Genomic DNA, 25,198 nt, shown 5'->3' with positions numbered 1-25,198 from the left:
TGGTGTTTATTCAGATTTTAAGGATTTTACGGGATTAATCATCGCCGCTTTGATAGCTTGAAAACTGACCGTTAGGAGAGCAATGCCAACGGCCAAAATCGCCGTAAACACAAATACCCACCATGAAATCTCGGTATGGTAGTCAAATTTTTGTATCCAGTTGTTCATCCCATACCACGTTATTGGCCCCGCAATAACGCAGGCTACCACGACCAAAATCACAAACTCTTTCGATAAAAGTCCCCATAAGTTGGACACCGAAGCGCCCAATACTTTCCGAATACCAATCTCCTTCGTGCGCTGCTCGGCCACAAAGCTCGCCAGCCCAAACAATCCCAAGCAAGAAATGAATATGGCCAAAATGGCGAAGAACGTGGCTAACTTGCCGATGCGAACTTCATCGGTGAATTTTTTGGCGTATTCCTCATCAATAAATTGATACTCAAACGGTGCGGCAGGGTTGTGCTTGCGGAAAACGGTCTCGATTTTGGCCAAGGCATCGCTTGTGCTGGTCGTAGCGTTGATTTTAATGTTGATGATACTAACGTCTTTGTAGTCCAACACAAAACTGGTACGAAAAACGGGCTGGTATGGCGACTGCATCACCATGTCTTTGACCACCCCAATGACGTGAAACACTTTGTCGTCGATTTTTACAATTTCTCCAACAGGCTTTTTCAATCCCATAAACTTTACGGCCGTTTCGTTGAGAATCATCGCAGTAGAGTCGGTCGGAAACTCCCGTGAGAAATCACGGCCTTCTTTTAACTCCCACCCAATGGTTTTCCCGAATTCGTGCGTTGCCGACACCGCCGCAAAATTGCCTTGAATGCCTGGATCTTTGCCTTTCCAACTGTAGCCGTTATTAATTGCCCAAACGCTCGTAATTGGGCTCGAAGATTCGGATACCTCGGCGATAGCACCCGTTTTTAGTAAATCATTGCGCACTACTTCGTATTTGTTGGCCAAATCGGGGGTTGAAATAGGCACAAAAAGAAGCTTATCAACGGCATAGCCAGCGGGACGTTTTTTGGCAAAATCTATCTGTTGGAAAACAACTATCGTTCCAATCATCAAGGCCACCGACACCGTAAACTGAACCGTTACCAGTACTTTACGCGGCACCGACGCAAAACGCCCCACTCGAAATGTACCCTTCAAAACCTGCACAGGCCGAAACGACGATAGATAAAACGCGGGATAACTCCCCGCAATGATGCCCGTGAGCACCGTAAAACCAATTGCCGACAGCCAAAACAGCGGCTCCTGCCACAATATGACCATCTTTTTGTCTGCTACTTCATTAAACATGGGCAAAGCAAGCTGTACCAACAAAATAGCTACGCCCAAGGCAATGAGCGTTACTAACAACGATTCACTCAAAAACTGGTTGATTAACTGTCCGCGTACCGAACCTACCGCTTTGCGAACGCCTACTTCTTTGGCGCGTTTTTCGGAACGCGCCGTGCTGAGGTTCATAAAATTAATGCAGGCCAACAGCAGTACAAACCCGCCAATAATGCCAAATAACCACACAAATTCAATGCGACCGCCGATGTTAACTCCATCTTTGAATTCTGAAAACAAATGCCATTTACGCATCGGATGCAAAAACACCACGGGCTTAAAGGCCCGTTCTTCGGGACGCACTTTGTGTAGTTTGACGTCTTTAATTTTGGCCGAAACTTGGTCAATATCAGCGTGCTCGGCCAGCATGGCGTAGGTTTGGGTAAAATTGCTGCGCCACGGGTTGGTCATTTCTTTGATCCAAGACTGACTGCTAAGGTACAACGACCATGGCAAGAGAAATGTCAAATCTTTGAAATCGGAGTTATAAGGCAAATCTTTGTAAACGCCCGTTACTTTAACGTCGTTTTTGTTATCTATCTTCATCACTTTACCCATCGGGTCTTCACTGCCGAAATACGCTTTTGCCGCCGATTCAGACAAAAGAATCGAATTGACGTCGTTCAAGCCTGCCCGAGAACCTTTCAGCATTTGAAGGCTCAACATTTCGGTAATGCTTGGCTCAAAATAATTGCCCGTTTTGGTCAGTTTTTTATCACCGTAGGCCAAAATATGGCCGTTTGTCCACGACGACATCACAATGTATTTAAAATCATTGCCGTACTTATTTCGGATTTCTTCCCCCATCAAATAGGGGTTCGCCATTTGGGTATTCACCTGACCATCAAACGTTTGGTGTTGCATTACTTGAACAATACGGTCATAATTTCCAAACTGTTTGTTATATGATACCTCATCCCAGACCCAAAGCCCAATGAGCATTGCCACGGCCATACCCATGGCCAAGCCTGCGACATTTATAAACGAATATCCCTTGTGTTTGAGAAGGTTACGAAAAGCGATTTTGAAATAATTGCGTATCATCGTTGGACTGTATAAATAGGTTCTTGGATAGTGAGCCCGTTTGTCTTTCGCTAACGGACGTAAAAGTTTGATGGCATTCAAGGTATATTTCCAATTGGCGCTTCGCTCGCCAACGGCTGCTACCCAATAGTTGTATAATTCCAATAAATCACCTTCTACTTCTTCCGAAGTGTTGGGGTCGGCCCACCATCTCAGCAGTGTTCTGACCCAGCGCGGTGGCGTGGGAGTGGTGTTACGTAAGCCCATTAGCCTCCCATTAATTGCAAGGTTTGAGGGGGCAAAGCTCCCCAAAGCTCTTCTCGCACTTGTTTGACTTCTACCAGTGCTTTTCTTCCTGCAGCCGTCACCGTAAAAAACCGTTTGCGACGTCCACCGCGCTCGGCCGTCGCACCGCCCATCTGAGAAGCCAGAAATCCCTTCTCTTCTAGGCGTTGCAGGGTCGTATGCACGGTGCTAAACCCCACCGAGCGTCCCGTTTTTTGCTCCAGCTCTTGCGTGACGGTCACGCCGTAGGCTTCCTCGCCCAAAATAGCCACCGTTAGCAAAACGATTTCTTCAAATTCTCCCAAAAAGGTTCGTTTCATTGGATTAATTTATTTCCTCCGATAATGTCGATAAAATGCCGTGCCAACGAAAGACAACCCTTAAATCGGGTCTTTCCAGCGTCCTTTTACGTAAAATGAAAAATAAAAATGTCCGCTTTTGGACAGTATTCGTACCAAAGCGGACAAGGTAAGTGAGACAAAAGAAGGGAAAAAACAAGCAGACTTATACCTTGTTTTTGACAGGATTTAGGATAGCCTATTTTAATGGGATTACATTACAACTTCTTAAATACATCAGTTGACACCCAATAAATATCTTTCCTGCTGGCGTAAAAAAGATACTGTCCATCGGGGCTTACGTAAGGGCAAAAGTCGTCAGTTTCGGTATTGATGGTATTTCCTAAGCTTTTTGAAGGTGACCAGGTTCCGTCTTTTTTGCGGAAACTTACGTATAGATCCCCCTGTCCCAATCCGCCTGGGCGGTTGGCTGAAAATACCACATAAGATTCATCAGGGGCAACATAAACATCGGCCTCATACGAACTTGTATTTATTTCAACGCCTAATTTGACGGGTGGTTGAAAATCTCCATCTTTTAATTCAGAGGAATAGATGTCAAAATTATTCACTCCATTTTTGTCCGGTTTGTTAGAGGAGAAATACATTTTACCTGATTTCGTAAAAGAAATGTAGTATTCATCCTTGTCCGTGTTTATGTTTCTGCCTGCGTTCTTTGGCTCAGACCAAGTGCCGGCTTGGCGTTCAACATACCAAATATCATAATCTTTTTTGGGCCCTGAGCCTGACAGTGGCCGGTCGGAGATGAAGAATAACTTCCTGTTGTCAGGTGTCAGAAAAGGGTCATTGTAACTGTAAACTTCGTGAGAAAGAATGGTAACGGCAGAGCTCCAGCCTCCATTTTCAAATTTCATCATACGGGTTTCTGCTTTACCGGCTATTTCTACGCCGTAGTAAAACTCAGTTCTATCGTTAGAGAAAACAGAACCGAATTCAAATTCATTTTCTTTTGAAATCCTGCCCGGTGCAAATACCTTAGGATTTGTATCAGGAGGCACCTCATTGAAGTATTTCGGGTCCGGTTTCGATTGACCAAAAACGAGATCACTTACCCAAAGGGCACTAAAAAAGAGAAGGGTTTTAATCATATCTATGTTCCTTATAGTTGTTTGCGAATTGTGCAATTTCAGTGCAACCGGATTTTTATTCAGTCTTCAAACTCTTTACCGGATTCATTAAAGCCGCTTTAATGGCTTGGAAACTCACCGTCAGCAACGTAATGGTCAGCGCCCCTGCGGCCGATGCGGCAAAAATCCACCACGAAATCTCGGTTCGGTACGTATATTTTTGGAGCCATTCATTCATGAAATAATAAGAGATCGGCGCGGCAATCAGGCAGGAAATAATGACCAACACCACAAAATCTTTGGAGAGCAGTTGCCACAGATTCGCCACCGTGGCACCCAATACTTTACGGATTCCAATTTCTTTGGTGCGCTGCTCGGCCACGAAAGAGGCTAATCCGAATAAGCCCAAACAGGAAATGAAAATGGCCAGAATAGCGAAAAAGGTAGCCAATTTACCGATGCGCTCTTCGGCTTTAAATTTCGTATTGTATTCTTCATCCACAAATTTATAATCAAAAGGAACGGAGGGAACAATTTTCTTAAAAACAGCTTCAATTTTAGGGATAGCTACACTTGCACTTACGGCAGGATTGATTTTTATATTGATAAAATTTACACCACCATTGTGTCCTTTTATGTAAAAAACAGTCGGCTCAATCGCATCATAAGGTGATTCCATTACCATGTTTTTGATGACACCCAGAATTTTATAATCCAATACCTTATTGTTTCTCCACCACGTCCAGCGTACGGGTTCGCCAACGGGATGTTCTAAATTCATAAGCTTTGCGGCAGCTTCATTGATGATCAACCCCGAAGAATCTCCCGGAAAATCGCGGGAGAAATCGCGCCCCTGCACAAATTGCCAATCGACGGTTTTTCCGTGTTCGTGAGTAACGGCCAACGTTCCGAATTGTTCTTCCGGGTCGCCGCCTTTCCATTCAAATCCTTGATTTCCGGAAGCCAGGTTGGTCACAGCACCCATTGATTGCGACATTTCATAGACAGCACCTGTCTTTTTCAATTCAGCTCTTAATACATCGTATTTTCCATAAAAATCGTCAGATTTCATTTGTAGCATGATCAAACCGTCGCGCGTATAGCCAACAGAGCGATTTTTGGCGATTTGAATTTGCCTAACAATGATAACGGTACTGATGATCAACGTGACAGAAACCGTAAATTGAGTAACTACCAATACTTGGCGGGGAATAGAGGCAAATCGTCCAACTCGGAATGTGCCTTTTAAGACTTTTACCGGTTGAAAAGAAGATAAATAAAGCGCTGGATAACTGCCTGCCAATAGCCCCGTAATCAAAATAAAACTAAGACTGAACAGCCAAAAGTAAGGATTAGCCCAAAGCACAGTCAATTGCTTTTCTGCAATGTTATTAAACCACGGCAGTATCGGTAAAACCAACAAAAGTGCTAAAATGAATGCAAGAACGACAATCAAAAATGACTCGCTGAAAAATTGATTGATCAATTGTCCGCGCACTGAACCGATGGCTTTACGAACACCTACTTCTTTCGCCCGTTTTTCGCTTCGTGCCGTACTCAGATTCATGAAATTGATGCAAGCCAAAAGCAACACAAAGGCACCGATAATGCCTACGATCCACACCATACGCATGGGTTCTGTATCAGGTACGCCACGACTGAATCCGTACAAATGCCATTTGCTCATGGGTTGCAGAAAAACCTGCGGGTTTTGGGCAGCTTGCTCTTTATAATTTGCCAAGTTTTTGAGTTCGGCATTTTTGATGATGGAAGAAACATTTTCAAACGTATCGTTGGGCTTGATTTCGGCGTATATCGTCAGAAAATGGTTACTCCAATCCTGTAAGGCTCTTTCTTTGATCCAAGGATTTTGGGTAACCCACAATTCAAAAGGTCCAAAAAATTCCCGGCTGTGAAATTGGGTATTCAAAGGTAAATCTTCGTACACTCCCGTTACTTTTACATCTACTTTGTTATTTAAGCGCAGTGGTTTATTGGTTGGGTCTATATCGCCAAACAGCGCTTTGGCCGTGGAAGCAGAAAGCAGAATGGAATAAGGGTCTTGCAGACCCGACCAAGAGCCGTAAATCATCGTTAGGGAAAGCATTTCAGGTGCTTCCTGATCCATAAACTGCCCTTTTCGGGAAAGTTTCTTTTCGCCGGTGGAAAGAATATAATCCTGCACCCAGGAGGCCTTTACCAAATGTTTAAAATGGCTCCGATAGTTGATAGCGAGTTCCGTCGATAAAGGATACGGCATGGAATGATTGTGTCCGAGACCGTCTCTCTCATGGTTTATAAGAGTCATCACTTGGCCAATACGGTCGTAGTTCTTGTGGTAGGTATTGAAGGATAATTCATCGTATATCCATAATCCAATCAGGATCGCTACGGCCATGCCGGTCGCCAATCCGAAGATATTGATGAAGGAGTAACCTTTGTGCTTCAACAGGTTCCGAACCGCGATTTTGAAATAATTGCGTAGCATATTGAGGCTGAATAAATAGGTTTGAGGGTATTGAGAGGATTTTCGTTTGATATAGCGCGGCTGAAAAAAGCCCAGCACGTCGCGCCAGTAACGCCAGCGAGCGCGCCGCGCACCCACGTGTTTGACTTGGTACTCAAATTCTTCGTGCAAATCTCCCTGCACCTCTTCCAGTAAGTGAGGCGCACAGAAAAACTGCAAAAAGCGGTCGGCTAGGCGGGGTGGGTTGGAGTGCATGGGGCGTTGGGGAAGTTTGCAAGGGGCAAGTTTACAAGAGGCAAGAGGCAAAAGGGGGTACTTTTTGCCGATTTGCCCTTTGCTATTTTGCCTCTCTTTTTATTCAGATTTTAAGCTCTTCACGGGATTCACCAAGGCAGCTTTGATGGCTTGAAAGCTGACGGTGAGCAATGTAATACCCAAAGCACCTAGACTGGTCACGCCAAAAATCCACCACGAAATCTCGGTTCGGTAAGTATATTTTTGTAACCATCCATCCATGAAATAGTGAGAAATAGGCACTGAAATCAGGCATGATAGAATTACTAATACCACAAAATCTTTGGACAACAATTGCCAAATACCAGCGACCGAAGCACCCAGCACTTTACGAATGCCTATTTCCTTCGTACGCTGCTCGGCCACAAACGATGCCAGTCCAAATAAGCCTAGGCAGGAAATAAAAATAGCAAGAACAGCGAAGAAAGTAGCCAGTTTTCCGATGCGTTCTTCGGCTTTAAATTTGGCATTGTATTCGTCATCCACGAATTGGTAGTCGAAAGGAACGGTGGGAACAATTTTCTTAAAAACAGCCTCAATTTTTGGCAATGCCTGACTGATACTTACAGATGGATTAATTTTGACATTCAACCAATTAGGCTTCCCATTAATGGGTTTTATGTAAAAAATAGCAGGTTTGACGGGCTCATAAGGAGACTCCATTACCATATCTTTTATAATACCTATCACTTGAAAGTAGGCCGTGTTTTCGCGAAACTTCCAGCTGATTGTTTCCCCAACAGGATTTTGTAATCCCATGTATTTCATGGCAGCCTCGTTAATAACGATACCCGAAGAATCAGTGGCATACTTCCTCGAAAAATCTCGACCTTTTACAAACTGCCAGCCTACGGTTTTGCCATGCTCATGGGAAACGGTTAAGGTGCTGAAATTTTTGTCTTGCTCGGGCTTTTTTCCTTTCCACTCCAAACCATCATTGTTTGAAGACACCTGCGTCATTCGTCCCATTGATGCCGATATTTCGGACACGGCACCTGTATTTTTCAGTTCAGTTCTAAGTATCTCATGTTTCCCCGAAAAAGCATCAGATTTCATGGCCAACATCAATAACCCTTCGCGGGTATAGCCCACAGGGCGGTTTTTAGCAAATTGAACTTGGCGATACACAACAATCGTACTGATAATGAGAGTAACTGAAATGGTAAACTGAAAAACGACCAAGACTTTTCGGGGTGTAAACGCAAAGCGATTGACAACGTTTATGCCTTTCAAAACTTTGATAGGCTGGAAAGAAGACAAATAAAAAGAAGGATAACTACCTGCTAACAGCCCAGTTACAAAAATAAAAAGCAGACAAAATAGCCAAAAATAAGCATTAGTCCAAGGTATGCTTATCGCTTTGGCAGACAAATCATTGAACCAAGTGAGCGTAAATAGCAGCAGAACAAAAGCGAGAAAAAAGGACAGCAGTACCACTAAAAAAGACTCGCTAAAAAACTGACTGATTAATTGACCTTGAACCGACCCAATCGCTTTGCGAATACCTACTTCTTTGGCACGTTTTTCGGAGCGAGCTGTACTTAAATTGACAAAATTAATGCAAGCCAATAGCAGTACAAATGCCCCAATAATACCAATTAACCAAACCATTTGAGTAGGTTCGGGATTTACGGCTCCGTTTTTAAACGGATACAAATGCCAATTGTGCATCGGATGTAAAAATACCTGTGGATTTTCAGCGACCTTGTCTTTTAAGTCACCAATATTTTTCAGTTCAGCATCTTTGATTGTTTTAGAAACGCGCTCAAAATCCGTCGTTGGTTGAATTTCTACGTAAACTTTCAAAAAATGGTTGTGCCAATTGTTAGCAGATTCCCTCACCCACTCATTGTCCGATACCCACAAGTCAAACGGTGCAAAAAAGTTGATGTCATTAAATACTGAATTAAGTGGCAAATCTTCGTACACGCCCGTGACAGTGACATCTAATTTGTTATTGATTTTCATCACCTGATTAAGTGGGTCGGTATTCCCAAATAGTGCTTGTGCCGTAGAAGCCGAAATCAATATAGAATGAGGGTCGTTAAGACCCGCCCAACTACCATAAATCATTTTTAAGGAAAGCATTTCGGGGGCTTTTGCTTCCATAAATTGGCCTTTCCTTAAAAATTTATTCTCACCTGCCGTCAGAATATAATCTCCTGCATTTGAAGATGTTACAATGTGTTTAAAGTTACTTTGGTAATTCGTTTTTAATTCTGTTGCCAGCGGATACGGCACCGAATTAGAGTAACCTACATTTCCTTCATCCGTTTCCTTTATCATCACTTGGGCAATCCGCGCATAATTCTGGTGGTATTGGTTGAAACTCAATTCATCCCAAACCCAGAGCCCACTGAGGATAGCCACGACCATGCCTACAGCCAAGCCACCGATATTGATAAAAGAATAACCCTTGTTTTTCAACAGGTTCCGAACCGCGATTTTAAAATAATTGTGTAGCATATTGAGGCTGAATAAATAGGTTTGAGGGTATTGAGAGGGTTTTCGTTTGATATAGCGCGGCTGAAAAAAGCCCAGCACATCGCGCCAGTAACGCCAGCGAGCGCGCCGCGCACCGGCGTGTTTGACTTGGTACTCAAATTCTTCGTGCAAATCTCCCTGCACTTCTTCCAGCAAGTGAGGCGCACAGAAAAACTGCAAAAAGCGGTCGGCAAGGCGGGGTGGGTTGGAGTGCATGGGGTGTTGATTATTTTGTCGTGATGTAGAGACGTTGCACGCGTAGATACGTTGCATGCAACGTATCTACTCTGATTTCAACGATTTCACGGGATTCACCAAGGCGGCTTTGGTCGCTTCGTAAATTACCGTCAGGGTAGCGACAAGCAGTGTGATGGCAATGGTTACGAAGAATATCCAAGGCTGAATCGTGATGTGAAACTTAAAATCTTGCAGCCATTGGTTCATAAACCACCACGCAATGGGCGCCGCAACCAGAAAGGCAACGACAATTAAACGGGCAAACTCTTTTCCAAAAATCCATAAAATCTGTGCGAGGCTACTGCCCAATACTTTCCGAATCCCAATTTCCTTGGTTTTCTGCGCTGCCATGAAAGAAATAAGACCGTACAATCCCAAACACCCAATAAACACCGCAATGAGCGAAAACAGCTGAATGAGTTTTAGCATCAGTGCCTCCGTTTCATAAAACGACGCAATGTGCTCGTCCAAAAAAGTGTATTCGTAGAGTTGGTCAGGGTGCATTTTACTCCAAGTTTTTTCCACCGCAGCCATGGTAGCAGGGACGTTGGCGGTGCTGATTTTGACGGCATAATTATTGTAAAAATCGCTGGCCGAAGGAATACAAACGGCGTTGATGTCTTCGTGAAACGAATGGTCGTGGAAGTCTTTGACCACGCCCACAATCGGCCCCGTCATGTTGCCGTTGACGCGGAGGTTTTTCCCTAGTAAATCTGAAGGAGAGGCTACGTTCAGTTTTTTTGCAAACGTTTCGTTGACCAAAAACTCTTTTACGGTATCCGAAGGGTATATATTTCGACCTGCTGCCAATTGTAGGTCAAACGTAGCAAGATAATCATTGTCGGCAGCCCTTACCGATACCCTAAACGACTCCTCTTCTGAGTGGTTATCATAGTGAGGCGCCGTTTGCCAATGGCCATTGGAGGCGGGTGCAGAATAACACAGCGACACCTGTTCTACACCTGCCAAACTTTGCAGTTGCGCCTTAACGGTTTTGGCCTGTTGAGGCGTTGAGGCAATGGGTAGCAGCATGATGGCGTCTTTATTAAACCCTAAATCTGCTTTTTGGGCATAATAAATCTGGCGCGCAATCACAATCATCCCGATGATTAGTACCTGGGAAATTGAAAATTGAACAACAATCAAGGCGCGGCGCGTATTGAAGCCTCCGATATTTTGCTGAGAAAGTTTGCCTTTGAGCGCCAAAATAGGTTGAAAACCCGCAAGAATTAATCCTGGATACGAGCCAGCAAAAAAAGTAACAATCAATATCAACGCGGGGATAAAAGCTACCAATCGCCAGTCGGTCAGCAAGTTAAGCGATATTTCGGTGGCAAACCACTGATTCACATACGGTAAAGCCAGCGCGGCTAGCCCCAACGCAATCCCCCCTGCAATGGCTGCAATGAGACCCGTTTGGGCAATAAATTGCCAAAATAACTGCCCGCGAAGGCTTCCAAGTACTTTTCTTACGCCCACTTCTTTGGAACGATTGAGGGCTTGGGCCGTGGCCAAATTGATAAAATTAACACAGGCGGTTATGATCAAGAAAAGCCCAATTAGCGACAATATCCATAAGGTCTGCTTGTTCATTGCCCCTCCGTATTGAGCGTTAAAATGCACATCGTTAAGGGGTTGCAGTTTGTAGTGGTGTACGTTTTTGCTGGTAGGCCGATACCTCTTCACATAAGCAGGAAACACTTTTTCCACTTCCGACGGTGACACCCCTGGTCTGAGACGAACAAAACATTTCATCGAGCTTTGAATCCCTCCCCAAGCGTCGTCGCTGCCAAGCCAGTCGTTGTAAGATTTGAGGGTGGGATACGAGACAAAAATCTCGGCTTTTTGGTCTGAGTTGGTCGGTAAGTCTTTCAACACGCCCGTTACCCGAATGTCAAGCTTATTGTCCAGTCTAAAAATTTGATTGATGGGATTGGTATTACCAAAGTATTTGCGCGCAATTCGCTCGGTAATAATGCCCGTATTGGGTTCATTGAGCGCATTTTGGAAGCTACCGACTGACAATGGGAAATTAAAAATAGCAAAGTATTCGGGCTCCGTAAACGCCACCCCTTGGGGTTCTTTAAACTTGTTGAGTCCTTTTTCAGCCTTTATCGAGATAAGCATGTCTTCGAAAGTACAGATTCGCCCTACTTTTTCGGCAAAAGTGTAGTCATTTCTAAACACTTTCCCCAGCGGGCTTGGCACGGCCGATACATACGAGATATTGTCGCGGTGCTGTTCGGTGACAATGCGATAAATGCGGTCGGAGTGCGCATGAAAATTGTCGAAACTCAAGTGGTATTTGACCAAAAGAAAAATAAGAAGTCCGCAAGTCATGCCAAGCGATAATCCCAACAAGTTGATGGAAGTATAGACTTTGTTTCGTTGGAGGCTTCTGAGGGCGATTTTAAAATAGTTACGTAACATATTGAGGCTGAATAAATAGGTTTGCGGGTATTGAGAGGGTTTTCGTTTGATATACCGTGGCTGAAAAAAGCCCAGTACATCGAGCCAGTAACGCCAGCGAGCGCGCCGCACACCCACGTGTTTGACTTGGTACTCAAATTCTTCGTGCAAATCGCCCTGCACTTCTTCCAGCAAGTGAGGCGCGCAGAAAAATTTGAGGAAACGGTCGGCGAGTAGTGGTGGTTTAAGTGGCATGGGGCGTTGGTGAAGTTTGAAAAGGGCAAGTTTGCAAGGGGCAAAAGGGTCTGCTTTTTTGTTAATTTGCCATTTTGCCTTTTGCCTCTTTTTACTTGATTAATTATTAAAGAACACTTTTCATATTGGCATCGTTAGCTTCAGGGGATTGGCCATACGTTCCCAAAAACTCGCTCTTACTTCTTGAATTTCTTGAAGCGTGCGCTGGCCAAAGGCCGTCACCGAAAATAGGCGTTTGCGACGTCCGCCGCGCTCGTTGGTAGGCTCCCCCATTTCCGAACGAACCATCCCTTTTTCTTCGAGTCGTTGCAAGGCCGAATGCACCTGATTCAAGCGAACGCTGCGGTCCGTTTGTTCAATGATTTCGTGCATCAGCAATACCCCGTAGGCTTGGCCGTTTAGAACGGCTACCGCGAGTAAAACGATTTCTTCAAATTCTCCTAGGTACGTACGTTTCATCGGATTTTATTATTTCTACTTTTGCTGATAAAATACTTTGCCAGCAACGAAACAACCAAACAACCACCTGACTTTCAGACATATAAACAATACACAAGTTTATTTTGATTGTCCATAATCGGACAACTTTGTACGCTTTAGGACAGTGATTGAAAGGGTAAAAAGGGTCGCCTCCTTACTTTTGTCCAAAAAACAAATCATTGATTTTATGAAACATACTGCCAAATACTTCTTGTGCGGACTGTTGCTTTCGCTAGGCGCATTTTCTGTTCAAGCACAAAAAAACCCTGAGGACAAAGCAGGCTGGCGTTTAGGCGCTCAATCGTACTCGTTTCGTTTGTTTTCCTTTGCCGACGCACTGCGCAAAATCGACAGCTGCGGCCTGAAATACGTGGAGGCGTTTCCAGGACAGACCATCGGGGGCGGTATTGAGGGAAAAATGGATTTTACGATGGACGCGGCCAAGCGTCAGCAAGTAAAAAAACTCATCAAAGACAAAGGCATTACCATTGTGGCCTACGGGGTAGTGGGTGCCAAAACCGAAGAAGAATGGAGAACTTTGTTTGAGTTTGCCAAAGACATGGGCGTGATGAACATCAACTCGGAGCCGTCGGCGGCCCAAATGCCCATGGTTCGGAAGTTGGCGGAAGAATACAAAATCAACGTAGCGTTGCACAACCACCCCAAACCTTCACGCTACTGGCATCCCGATACGGTCATTGCCGCCATTGCGGGGAGCAAATACGTAGGGGCTTGCGCCGATATTGGTCACTGGGTGCGGTCGGGACTTGACCCCGTCGAGTGTTTGAAAAAATTGAACGGGCACGTAATTGGTATGCACTTCAAAGATGTGAAAAAAGATACCCCCGACGGAAAGTACCACGACGTGATTTGGGGAACGGGAGATTGTAAAGTGGAAGCGGTACTTGGTGAATTAAAACGCCAGAAATTCAAAGGCCCGATTTCGGCCGAATACGAGTATCACTGGGAAAACAACGGCCCCGAAATCGCCGAAAGCGCGAAAAACTTCCGCGAAATTTATACGCGAGTGAAAGCTTCGCAGTAAAAAGGGCAAATTTGCAAGTAGCAAAGGGCAAAATAGTAAGACGTTCCAAGTTTTTGAAACTTGGAACGTCTGTTTTTTAAAACTATTCCGATTTTAAACTCTTCACAGGATTCATCAGCGCCGCTTTGATGGTCTGAAAACTGACGGTCAAGAGGGTAATTATCAAAGCCCCTGCGCCCGTCAAGGCAAAAATCCACCACGAAATCGCGGTGTGATAGGTGTATTTCTGTAGCCATTGGCTCATAAAATAATACGCAATGGGCGACGCAATAAGCAACGAAAGAACCACCAACACTACAAAGTCTTTCGACAATAAGCCCCACAAATTGGCAGTCGTTGCCCCAAGTACCTTGCGTACTCCCATTTCTTTGGTGCGTTGTTCGGCCACAAACGACGCCAACCCAAACAAGCCCAAGCAACTGATGAATATCGCTAAAATGGCAAAAATGGAGGCTATTTTGCCCAAACGTTCTTCATTGGCAAATTTTTTGGCATATTCCTCATCCACAAATTTGTAATCAAACGGCACCGCAGGATTATACTTTTGAAACACCTCGGCTATTTTGCCAACGGCGGTAGAAGTGGCCATTGTCTGATTTAGTTTGATGTTAATCGTGTATTGGTTGTTGTAATCCAACAAAAACACCGTAGGCAATATCGGCTCAAAGGGCGATCCCATCACAATGTCTTTGATGACACCAATCACCTCGTAGCTTTTCCCGTTCCATTTTACCGTTTCGTTAATGGGGTTTTTCAAGCCCATGTACTTTACGGCCGTCTCATTGATGACAATGGCCGAAGAGTCTGTTGAAAACTTTTTGGAAAAATCGCGTCCTTCCCGAAAGCGCCACCCTACGATTTTGCTGTAATCGTGCGTCACTCGGAAAGTCGCAAAATTATCTTCAAAGCCTGGGGCTTTACCTTTCCATTCAAACCCACTTTGGTTTTCCCACACATCCGTAATCGGAGAAGAAGAAACGGCCAAGTTGGACACCGCTCCCGACTGAAGTAACTCGTTTTTAATCACTTCGTAGTTTTGGTAAAGGTCGGGCGTAATCATATAGACGGCCATCAGCCCTTCTTTATCGTAACCCACGTTTCGGTTTTTTGCGTGCTGGATTTGGAGATAAATAACACTCGTGCCAATGATTAGCACAATGGAAACCGTAAACTGTATCACTACCAAAATTTTCCGTGGCGTCGGGGCAAAGGCTCCTCTCCGCAAACGCGACGACGGGAAACCGATTCCTTTAAGCACTTTTATCGGCTGAAAAGAAGACAAGTAAAACGCAGGATAGCTTCCTGCCAATAAGCCCGTAAATACGCTAAAGCCCAGTACCGACAGCCAAAAAACAGGGTTTAACCATAACATTGTTATTTTTTTATCGGCCAACTCATTGAAAAAAGGCAACGCCAGTTGCACCAAAAGCAACGCAAAACCCAAGGCAATAAAAACAACCAAGAACGATTCTCCAAAAAACTGCGCAATCAATTGTTGGCGAAGCGACCCCATCGACTTCCGAATCCCGACTTCTTTGGCCCGCTTTTCGGAACGTGCTGTACTCAGGTTTGTAAAATTGATGCAAGCCAACAACAACACAAACACGCCAATAACGCCATACAGCCAAATAAATTCGAGTTGGTCGCTCATCACGCTTTTTCGGTTGGCAAACTTGGCATACAAGTGCCATTGGCTCATCGGGTGAACAAACAATTCGGGATTGTATGCGACGCGCTTTGCATCCAAATGCTTCCGTTTTATGTCTTTAATTTTGGCCGAAACACCCGCAAAGTCAACTTGAGGAGCAAGCTGTACATAAATCTTGTATGAATTATCGTTCCAATCGTTTTCTTGCTCTTTCATAAAACTCATAAAAGAAGCCAGTAAATCCCACGGCCCGATAAAGGTCAGGTCTTGAAATTCCGAGTTTTTGGGCAAATCCTTATACACGCCCGCCACTTTTGCCTCCATCCGATTTTTTATCTTTACGATTTTATCCAACGGATTTTCTTCGCCAAAAAGCTTTTTGGCGAGCGATTCAGATAGTAAAACCGAATGAGGGTCTTTAAGCGCCGCGCGGGTTCCATACACCATGTCTAGCCCAAACAATTCGGGGGCATCGGGCTGCATAAAACTCCCTGATTGAAAGAACTTTTTATCCCCCGACAATATCGCATACTTCTGCGTGGAGGTAGTCATGGCGATGTATTTAAAATCAGAACCATACGACGCGCGCAACTCGGCTGCCAACGGAATGGGGTTTGTCATGTACGTTCCTTCGCCATTGTGCACCATTATTCGCCCAATGCGGTCGTAGTTTTTGAAGTTTTTGTTAAAACTCAGTTCATCCCAAACCCAAAGTCCGATGAGCATTGCCACGGCCATGCCCGTCGCCAAACCAAAGATGTTGATAAACGAGTAACCTTTGTGTTTCAACAGGTTACGAAATGCGATTTTGAAATAATTGCGTATCATAGCGGGGCTGTATGTGTAAGAGGTTGAATACTTTGCATCGGCACGAAAACGGCGTTTCAGAAAATAAGGGCGACAAAAACGGATAACTTCAAAGAAATACATCCAACGGGCTTTTTGCACTCCAAGCTCTTCGGCCTGAAACGCAAACTGCTCGTGTAAATCCCCCAACAGCTCTTCGTAAAGCTCCGAGGGTAGAAATCGTTTGACCAAGGCATCGAGCCAAGCGGGTGGTTTCATGGTGCTTAATTAAGTAGGCAAGTTGGCAAGGGGCAAATAGGCAAGTTTAACTCATTGCAAATTTGCCTACTTGCATTTTGCCTTTTAAAATCACTCTGATTTTAAACTCTTTACGGGGTTCACCAGCGCCGCTTTGATGGCTTGAAAACTGACCGTCAAGAGGGTAATTATTAATGCTCCCGCTCCAGCCGCCACAAAAATCCACCATGAAATAGCGGTATGGTAGCTGTATTTCTGAATCCAGTTATTCATAAAGTAATACGCAACTGGCGACGCAATAAAAAGCGAGATAACCACCAACAGTACAAATTCCTTTGAAAGTAAACCCCACAAATTAGTTATACTGGCTCCTAACACTTTTCTTATTCCGATTTCTTTGGTGCGTTGCTCAGCAATAAAGGAAGCCAAGCCAAATAAACCTAAGCAGGAAATCATAATGGCTAAAATGGCAAAAAGGAACGCTAATTTGCCGATGCGTTGTTCAGCTGTAAACTTTTTACTGTACTCCTCATCCACAAAAAAATAGCGAAAAGGGGCAGACGGAACAAGTTTTTTCTGAGTAGCCTCAATTTTGGTAAGTGCCTCCGACATAGGTAAGTTAGGATTGATTTTTATTTGCATCTGTCCCAAAGCACGAACATTTCGTTGGAACATATACAAACCCATTTTCACAGGCTCGTAGGGCGATTCAGCCACTAAATCCTCGATAACACCGATGATTTGCCAGCGGCGCTTACCGTCGCCTGTCGAGGTGATATACTCACCTATTGGATTTTTCAAAGCCAAGTATTTTGCTGCCGATTCATTGATGATAACAGCGGCGGTATCCATCCCAAATTCTTTAGAAAAGTTACGCCCCTGTTTTACTTTCCATTGAATGGTAGCCCCAAAATCTTCGTCTAATTGGGTCACCGAAAAACTGGATTCGGCATCTGGATTTTTGCCTTTCCAATCAAACCCTCCCCAATTGTCCCAAACGGATGTAACGGGCATATTTGAAAAAGCGACATTTGACGCTATGCCATTTCGTAGTAACTGATCTTTCATGACCAATTTACTATTTTCAAAGTTGGGGTCGTCCATCGAAATCCTCACCAAACTGCTTCTATCATACCCCACAGGACGGTTTTGAGCATATTGGATTTGCTGATATACGACGATAGTACCGATAATCAACACCACAGAAACCGTAAACTGCACAACCACCAAAACTCTACGCGGCAGCGAAGCGTATTTACCTAACCGAATTGTGCCTTTCAGTACTTTTACAGGTTCAAAGGAAGACAAATAGAAGGCAGGGTAAAGCCCTGACAACAAAGCCGTAGCAGCAAGAAAAATGAAGCTAATCCCCCAAAAATACACATTGAAAAACGGAATACTCACTTGCTTATCGGCAAGTTCATTAAACCCGCCAATAGATGCCCCAACGATACCCAGCATGACGAAAAACGCCAGCCCTACCACCAAAAACGATTCCCCTAAAAATTGGTTGACCAATTGGGATTTTATCGAACCAACGGCCTTACGGATACCTACTTCTTTGGCTCTTTTCTCGCTTCGAGCCGTACTTAGATTCATAAAATTGATACAAGCCAAAAGCAATACAAATATCCCCACGATGCTAAACAGCCACACAAAAGTAATCCGTCCTGTGGCTGGGTATCCGTCTTTGAATTCAGAATACAAATACCAGTTTTTCATGGGGTTTAGGTAAAGTATTGCCTTGTATTTAGGGGCTAGTTCTTTAAGATTGTCAGGTGCATCTTTCAAATAAAAATCCCTCACTGCGGCATTTGCCTGTTCCATCGTAACATTATCGGCCGTTTGTACAAAAATGCGCTGTGAGCTGGCATCCCACCTCTCTTCGTTGTTTTTTATCCACTTCTCGTTGGTACGTAGGTATTCAAAATTACCGATAAAATGGATGCCGCCTAGCGTAGAATTTTGGGGAATATCTTCATAGACACCGCTCACTTTGCAATAAAACTTATTGTCTAATTTTACGGCTTCCCCTATGGGGTCTTTATCGCCAAAAATAGACTTAGCTGCTGATTCAGACAGAATCATCCCTTGTGAGTCATTGAGGCTTTCTTTGCTGCCTTTGAGCATTTTTAGGGAAAACATATCTATTACGCCGTTTTCAAAAAACTGCCCTCTTTTGATGTAATTATCATTACCCACACCTAAGGTGGTTTCGCCCTCCCATTGTACTAATAACACATGCTTGAAAATGTGTCCATATTTTTCTCGTAACACTTTAGCCATTGGTTGTGGCTGACTACTCCCTTCTACTTGTTTTTGATCCAAAGGCTCAGTGACGTGATTGTAAACTTGAGCAATATGGTCGTAGTTTCTAAAGGACTTGTTGTAAGATAACTCATCCCACACCCAAAGTCCAATGAGCATCGCCACGGCCATGCCCGTTGCCAAACCGAAGATGTTGATAAAGGAGTAACCTTTGTGTTTCAACAGGTTACGAAAAGCGATTTTGAAATAATTGCGTATCATAGCAGGGCTGTATGTGTAAGAGGTTGAATACTTAGAATGGGCACTAAAAGGACGTCGCAAAAAATAAGGGCGACAAAAACGGATGACTTCAAAGAAATACATCCAACGGGCTTTCTGCACTCCAAACTCTTCGGCTTGAAACGCAAACTGCTCGTGTAAATCCCCCAACAGCTCTTCGTAAAGCTCTGAAGGGAGAAATCGTTTGACCAAGGCATCGAGCCAAGCGGGTGGTTTCATGGTGCTTAATTAAGTAGGCAAGTTGGCAAGGGGCAAATAGGCAAGTTTAACTCATTGCAAATTTGCCTACTTGCATTTTGCCTTTTAAAATCACTCTGATTTTAAGCTCTTTACGGGATTCATCAACGCCGCTTTGATGGCTTGAAAACTCACAGTTAGCAGCGTGATTACCAAAGCACCAACTGCAGCCAACGCAAAAATCCACCATGATATTTCGGTGCGGTATTCGTATTTGTGCAGCCAACCGTTGAGGAAATACCACGCAATCGGCGTAGAAATAAGGCAGGAGATAATCACCAACACGACAAAATCCTTGGATAATAAGCCCCAAAGGTTGGGAACAGTAGCCCCAAGTACCTTTCGGATACCGATTTCTTTGGTGCGCTGCTCGGCCACAAACGACGCCAATCCAAACAAGCCCAAACAGGAAATGAAGATGGCCAATGCCGCAAAAATCCCTGCCAATTGACCTATGCGCGTTTCGGCTGCAAATTTTCGTTCGTATTCTTGGTCAGAAAATTTATAATCAAACGGGCTTCCTGGGTTGAATTTTTGGAACACGGTTTCTATTTTTTTGAGCGATTCGCCCGCACTCAACGCAGGGTTTAATTTGATGTTTATCACATTGGCCCACCCATAATCCATCATAAAAACGGTCTGATAGACAGGCTCAAAGGGCGACCCCATCATCATGTCTTTCACCACACCGACCACTTGAAAAGGTTTTCCATTCCACTTCACAATTTTGCCTACTGGGTTTTTTAATCCCATATAGCGTGCTGCCGTTTCGTTAAGCACCATGCCCGATGAATCAGTCGAGAAGTTTCGGGAAAAATCCCTGCCCTGCACAAATTGCCACCCGACTGTTTTTCCGAAGTCGTGTGTGACCGCAATGGTTCCAAATTGTTCTTTAAAATTAGGGTCTTTGCCTTCCCAGTCGAAACCGTTGTTTTGTGAATTCAAATTTGTAGCGGGGGCAGACGAAGTTGACATTTCGACGGCTCCGCCACTTTTTATAAGCGCGTCTCGGAGAGTATTGTAGTTTTGATGTAACTCAGGCGTGTTCATCGTTACTGTTATCAGCCCATTGCGGTCGTATCCAATTGGGCGATTTTTGGCGTGTTGAATTTGGCGAAGCACAATCGTCGTCCCAACAATGAGTGTCACTGATACCGTAAACTGTATCACTACCAACACTTTACGAGGAATTGAGGCAAAACGCCCAGCCCTAAATGTTCCTTTTAAAACCTTTACTGGCTGGAAAGAAGACAAATATAACGACGGATAACTGCCTGCAATCAAGCCCGTTAGGATGCTAAAGCCAATGCCCAACAACCAGAAAATAGGGTTAGCCCATAAAAGCGTTAACTTTTTGTCGGCCACTTCGTTAAAAATCGGGAATAGCAAAAGCACTAACACCAAAGAGACCACAAAAGCACAGGCCACCACCAACAACGACTCACTGAAAAATTGACTGATTAGCTGCGAACGAACCGACCCCACTGCTTTGCGAATGCCTACTTCTTTGGCGCGCTTTTCGGAACGAGCGGTACTCAAGTTCATGAAATTGATGCAAGCCAGCAACAACACAAAAACACCAATGATGCCAAACAACCAAACGTACTGAATACGGCCTTCTGACTTCCCTGTTTTGTCCCAACCCGTGTATAAGTGCCATTGACTCATCGGTTGAAGGAACACTTCATTTTTAAAAACAGCTATTTCTGGAACGTGTTTTATTTTTATACCCTTGATTTTTTCATTGATTGTCTCAAAATCACTATTGGGTGCAATTTGAGCCAGTATTTGCCACGAATTGTTATTCCATTCGGCATTGTCTTTTGCACGCTTTACCCAACCTTCTGTCGAAACGTAAAGATCCCACGGAGCAATGAAGGTCATGTCTCTAAACTCGGTATTATAAGGCAGGTCTTCATAAACGCCTGTTACTTTGACGTTTAATCTGTTGTCGATTTTTACGATTTTCCCCATGGGGTCGTTATCACCGAAAAGAGCCGTCGCTACCGATTCAGACAATAAAATAGATGAAGGATCTTTTAAGCCCGTTCGGGTGCCTTTAAGCATGTTGAGCGACAGCATATCGGGTGCGTTGGGGCTTAAATAATTACCTTGTTTTGTAAACTTTTTATCCCCGTATGCCAAAATATGCTCATACGTCCATGAAGACATCACAACATGTTTAAAATCAGCAGCATACATCGTTTGTAGTTCATTCCCCAACGGAATTGGCATATGAGCGCCTGCCCCAAACTCTCCGTTAAATACGCCACGCTGCATTACTTTGGCAATGCGGTCGTAATTTTTATGGTATTTGTTGTAAGATAACTCATCCCACACCCAAAGTCCAATGAGCATGGCCACGGCCATGCCTGTCGCCAAACCGAAGATGTTGATAAACGAGTAACCTTTGTATTTCAACAGGTTACGAAAAGCGATTTTGAAATAGTTGCGTATCATAGTGGGGCTGTATGTGTATGAGGTTGAATACTTAGTATCGGCACTAAAACGACGTCGCAAAAAATAAGGGCGACAAAAACGGATAACTTCAAAGAAATACATCCAACGGGCTTTCTGCACTCCAAACTCCTCGGCCTGAAACGCAAACTGCTCGTGTAAATCCCCCAACAGCTCTTCGTAAAGCTCCGAAGGGAGAAGCCAACCCAAAAATCGGTCGGGCCAGCGGGGTGGACTTGGTTGTTGTTCCATCACTCAAGAAAAAGAAGGAGTTGGAATAGCGTCCCACAGCTCATTACGCACTTGTCGCATTTCGGCCAAGGTACGTTTACCCAATGCCGTGATTCGGAAAAAGCGCTTTCGACGCCCACCACGCTCGGACGTAGCGCCCCCGAGCTCAGATACGACAAAGCCTTTTTCTTCCAAGCGATACAATGCAATGTGTACCCCGCTCAGACTAATGAGGCGGTTGTTCATGCGCTGTTTTAATTCAGCCGCAATCGTGACGCCGTAAGCCGTTCCTTCCAGTACCGCGACCGTGAGTAAAACCAATTCTTCAAATTCACCTAAGTAAGAGCGCCCCATGGGTATGTTAGCGTGTTTTAGTATTTCATTATTATTTGCTAAACAAATAACCATGCCATGAAAAAAACAGCCCCAAAAAGAGCTGTTTTCAAAAATCAGTGTCCGAAATCGTACAGGGTTTGTCCGCTGGTGACCAGAGACATTCCAAGTTTTAAAAACTTGGAATGTCTATCCGTCGAAGAGACAAATCAGCAAGTAAGCAAGGCGCAAATAGACAAGTTTAACTCATTGCAAATTTGCCCCTTTTAAAAATTACTCCGCCTTCAAACTCTTCACGGGGTTTACCAAAGCTGCTTTTATCGCCAAATAACTGACCGTCAAGACCGCTACGACCGTAGCCAACACGCCCGCCAGCGCAAAAGCCCACCACGGCAAGTCGATTCGGTAGGCAAAATCGCGTAGCCATTGGCTCATGGTATAACCCGCAATCGGCGAGGCAATGAGGGTGGCAATAAGAATTAATTTGAGGTAATCGGTCAGCAACAACGTCACAATGCCCGTCACGGAAGCTCCCAGTACCTTGCGCACCCCAATTTCTTTGGTGCGTTGATGGGTAGTAAAGGCAGCCAATCCAAATAACCCCAAACAGGCAATCAGCACGGCTAAGCCTGCAAAAACGGCAAATAACTGGCTGATATGCTGCTCCGATTGGTACATCTTGCTAAAACGTTCGTTTAAGAACGAATACGCAAACGGATTATCGGTAGTAGCTTTCCATTGTTGTTCTATCTTTTGGAGAAGCGTCGGAATATCATTAGTCTGAATGCGTAACGCAAGCTGATTGTTGTCTTTACCGTAGAAAATAACCAAAGGAGCGATGTGCTGGTGCATGGATTCAAAATGAAAATCTTTGACCACGCCTACCACCGTATAGGTACGTTTACTGCCCGCTGAGCCGTCGCCTACGGTAGAAATTTGCTGACCAATCGGATTTTTAAAGCCATAAGTCCGAACGGCGGCTTCGTTGAGCAAAACCGAAGCGTTTTCAGTAGAAAAAGCTTTGGAAAAATTACGCCCTTGCGCCAAGCCAATCCCCAAGGTCGGCAAGTAATCTTCGTCGATGTAGTACCCTTTGGTACGATGTGTGGCGGTACGTGCTCCGTCCTGAATCTGAACTCCGTCAACGCTTTGACTGGTGTGTCCCGCTGGCAAAAACCCAGCCGATGCCACTTTCACAACCGATGATAGTTTTGCCAATTCAGCTTTAAATGCGTCAGCTTTGGCTTCTAACACGTGCGTATCGTGCAGCACCAGCACTTGTTCTCGGTCAAATCCCACTTTTTTGTTTTGCATAAATTGGATTTGACGGTTGGCCACGATGGTCGCAACAATCATCCCAATAGAAACCACAAACTGCGTGGTTACTAAGGCATTGCGCAACCAACCACCCCGCCCGCCAATTTGTAGCTTGCCTTTTAACACCGTAATGGGCTTGAACGACGCCAGTACAAACGCGGGATAACTTCCTGCCAACAAACCAATCACCAAGGAACACACCACCGCTCCCATGAGAAGCCGTCCATTGACGAGGTCATTGACGGTAAACTGTTTGCCCGATAACACATTGAAACTAGGTAAAAGCAAAAAGACCAAAACCAGTGCCAGTACCAATGCAAAAAAAGTAAGTAAGACCGACTCGGTCAGAAACTGAGTAACTAATTGCGTCCGCACCGAACCCAACACTTTCCGTATTCCGACTTCTTTGGAGCGGCTGGCCGAACCTGCCGTCGATAAATTGGTAAAATTGATACAGGCCAATAACAGAATAAAAAACGCAATGACCGAAAAGATATAGACGTACTTAGCATCGCTGTTGGCTTCTAATTCATCGTCCAAATCAGAATGCAAATGAATATCCGTAATCGGTTGAAATTGAAAGCCAAAACGATTGCCTTTTTTCTGAAATTCGGTAAAGTCCATGCCAAAAAACTCTTTGATTTCGGGAGCGATGTACTTACTGACAAACCCCCGACTGATGGTTTCTACCTGCGTCAGGGAATGCCCTTCCCGAAGTCGTACGTACGTATAAGCTCCACTCGCCAGCCACTTATCCCCCGTTTTGACCGATTCAAACGACCCAAACATATCGTAGTGGAAATGCGTATTGGAAGGAACATCTTCACAAACCCCCGTTACCCGAAAAAGCCCTAAATTGCCCAAAGTAAGAGATTGTCCGATGGGGTCGGCCTTGCCAAAATACTTTTGGGCAGTTGTTTGGGTGAGTACCAACGTATTGGGTTCAGCGAGTGCATTTTTGGGGCTTCCTTTCATCATCGGAAGCGAAAAAACGGAGAAGAAGTTAGAATCCACAAAGGCAACTTTTTCCTCTTTTATGATGTCCTGACGATGCTTGACCAAAAAAGCCCCTTCTTTCCGCAGTCGAGTAACAGCCTCTACCCCTGACGATTCGCGCAACAGGGCTTGTCCCGAAGGCCCCGTTGAATAGGCTAAATTGATGTCTTTTTCATCCATACGCGCGTGCATCGTCATTCGATAGATGCGGTCTGCGTGTGCATGGTAACTGTCGTAACTCAATTCGTGCAACACATACAGTACAATCAGCAGGCAAGAAGCGAGTCCTACCGATAAACCGACGATATTGATGGCCGTAAATGCCTTTTGCCGCCACAAGTTGCGGAAAGCTATGGTTAAATAATTGGATAACATGACTGTAGAGGGTTGATTGGAATAACTGGATTTGATCGTTTGTCGTTTAGTAAAAAAGGGAGTAAGGCAATGAAATACAGCCCACAGGTACTCGCGGCGGGCGCGAGCGATGCCTACTTTTACGACTCGCTTATGAAAGTTTTCGTGCAGGTCACCCTGAATGTATTCCAGTAAGTGTGGCGCAACAAACCATTCCAAAAGCTGATCGGCCCAGCGGGGAGGTTGGTCTGGCAAAGAGTTGGTTGACTTTTTCATACGGGC

The 25,198-nt window shown here is 44.6% G+C and carries 13 protein-coding genes; 1 reads left to right on the top strand and 12 read right to left on the bottom strand.

All coding sequences use genetic code 11. The features are described 5' to 3' along the window. Positions 1 to 6: 6 nt before the first annotated feature. From FHS57_RS20895 to FHS57_RS20865, 7 genes are all read right to left on the bottom strand, one after another. Positions 7 to 2,637, bottom strand: coding sequence for an ABC transporter permease (locus tag FHS57_RS20895; RefSeq protein WP_221225690.1), 2,631 nt, complete (start codon positions 2,635 to 2,637; stop codon positions 7 to 9). Then, positions 2,637 to 2,975, bottom strand: coding sequence for a PadR family transcriptional regulator (locus tag FHS57_RS20890; RefSeq protein WP_183977096.1), 339 nt, complete (start codon positions 2,973 to 2,975; stop codon positions 2,637 to 2,639). The genes FHS57_RS20895 and FHS57_RS20890 overlap by 1 nt, the downstream gene beginning before the upstream one ends. 236 nt (positions 2,976 to 3,211) lie before the next feature. Next, positions 3,212 to 4,102, bottom strand: a complete 891-nt coding sequence (locus FHS57_RS20885) for a TolB family protein (RefSeq protein ID WP_183977093.1) — start codon at positions 4,100 to 4,102, stop codon at positions 3,212 to 3,214. 55 nt (positions 4,103 to 4,157) lie between these two features. Then, positions 4,158 to 6,803, bottom strand: coding sequence for a permease prefix domain 2-containing transporter (locus FHS57_RS20880; protein WP_183977091.1), 2,646 nt, complete (start codon positions 6,801 to 6,803; stop codon positions 4,158 to 4,160). 99 nt (positions 6,804 to 6,902) lie between these two features. Further along, the gene (locus tag FHS57_RS20875; protein WP_183977089.1) at positions 6,903 to 9,542 is read right to left on the bottom strand and encodes a permease prefix domain 2-containing transporter; all 2,640 of its coding nucleotides are present in this window, start codon (positions 9,540 to 9,542) and stop codon (positions 6,903 to 6,905) included. A gap of 66 nt (positions 9,543 to 9,608) precedes the next feature. Next, positions 9,609 to 12,227 (bottom strand): ABC transporter permease, encoded by a 2,619-nt coding sequence (locus FHS57_RS20870; RefSeq protein WP_221225689.1) that lies wholly within the window; start codon positions 12,225 to 12,227, stop codon positions 9,609 to 9,611. 120 nt (positions 12,228 to 12,347) lie between these two features. Then, on the bottom strand, positions 12,348 to 12,686 hold the full coding sequence (locus FHS57_RS20865; RefSeq protein WP_183977087.1) for a PadR family transcriptional regulator: 339 nt from the start codon (positions 12,684 to 12,686) through the stop codon (positions 12,348 to 12,350). Between the two features lie 208 nt (positions 12,687 to 12,894). On the opposite strand from FHS57_RS20865, the gene FHS57_RS20860 reads away from it, so the two are divergent. Next, positions 12,895 to 13,752: a sugar phosphate isomerase/epimerase family protein gene (locus FHS57_RS20860; protein WP_183977085.1), complete on the top strand. Its 858-nt coding sequence runs from the start codon at positions 12,895 to 12,897 to the stop codon at positions 13,750 to 13,752. 82 nt (positions 13,753 to 13,834) lie between these two features. Here FHS57_RS20860 and FHS57_RS20855 read toward each other — a convergent pair whose 3' ends face one another. From FHS57_RS20855 to FHS57_RS20835, 5 genes are all read right to left on the bottom strand, one after another. After that, positions 13,835 to 16,465: an ABC transporter permease gene (locus FHS57_RS20855; protein WP_221225688.1), complete on the bottom strand. Its 2,631-nt coding sequence runs from the start codon at positions 16,463 to 16,465 to the stop codon at positions 13,835 to 13,837. A gap of 90 nt (positions 16,466 to 16,555) precedes the next feature. Beyond that, a complete protein-coding gene (locus FHS57_RS20850) occupies positions 16,556 to 19,210 on the bottom strand; it encodes an ABC transporter permease (protein ID WP_183977083.1) in 2,655 nt (884 codons plus the stop codon). Between the two features lie 90 nt (positions 19,211 to 19,300). Beyond that, positions 19,301 to 21,937: an ABC transporter permease gene (locus FHS57_RS20845; RefSeq protein WP_183977081.1), complete on the bottom strand. Its 2,637-nt coding sequence runs from the start codon at positions 21,935 to 21,937 to the stop codon at positions 19,301 to 19,303. Between the two features lie 3 nt (positions 21,938 to 21,940). After that, entirely contained in the window at positions 21,941 to 22,270 is a 330-nt protein-coding gene (locus FHS57_RS20840) for a helix-turn-helix transcriptional regulator (protein ID WP_183977079.1), read from the bottom strand. Between the two features lie 252 nt (positions 22,271 to 22,522). Beyond that, positions 22,523 to 25,192, bottom strand: coding sequence for an ABC transporter permease (locus FHS57_RS20835; RefSeq protein WP_183977077.1), 2,670 nt, complete (start codon positions 25,190 to 25,192; stop codon positions 22,523 to 22,525). Positions 25,193 to 25,198: the final 6 nt, after the last annotated feature.

This window comes from Runella defluvii (assembly GCF_014195535.1).
In the GTDB taxonomy this organism is placed as follows: domain Bacteria; phylum Bacteroidota; class Bacteroidia; order Cytophagales; family Spirosomataceae; genus Runella; species Runella defluvii.
The sequence above is the reverse complement of the archived record's forward strand: the minus strand, read 5'-3'. Positions and strand labels throughout refer to the sequence as shown.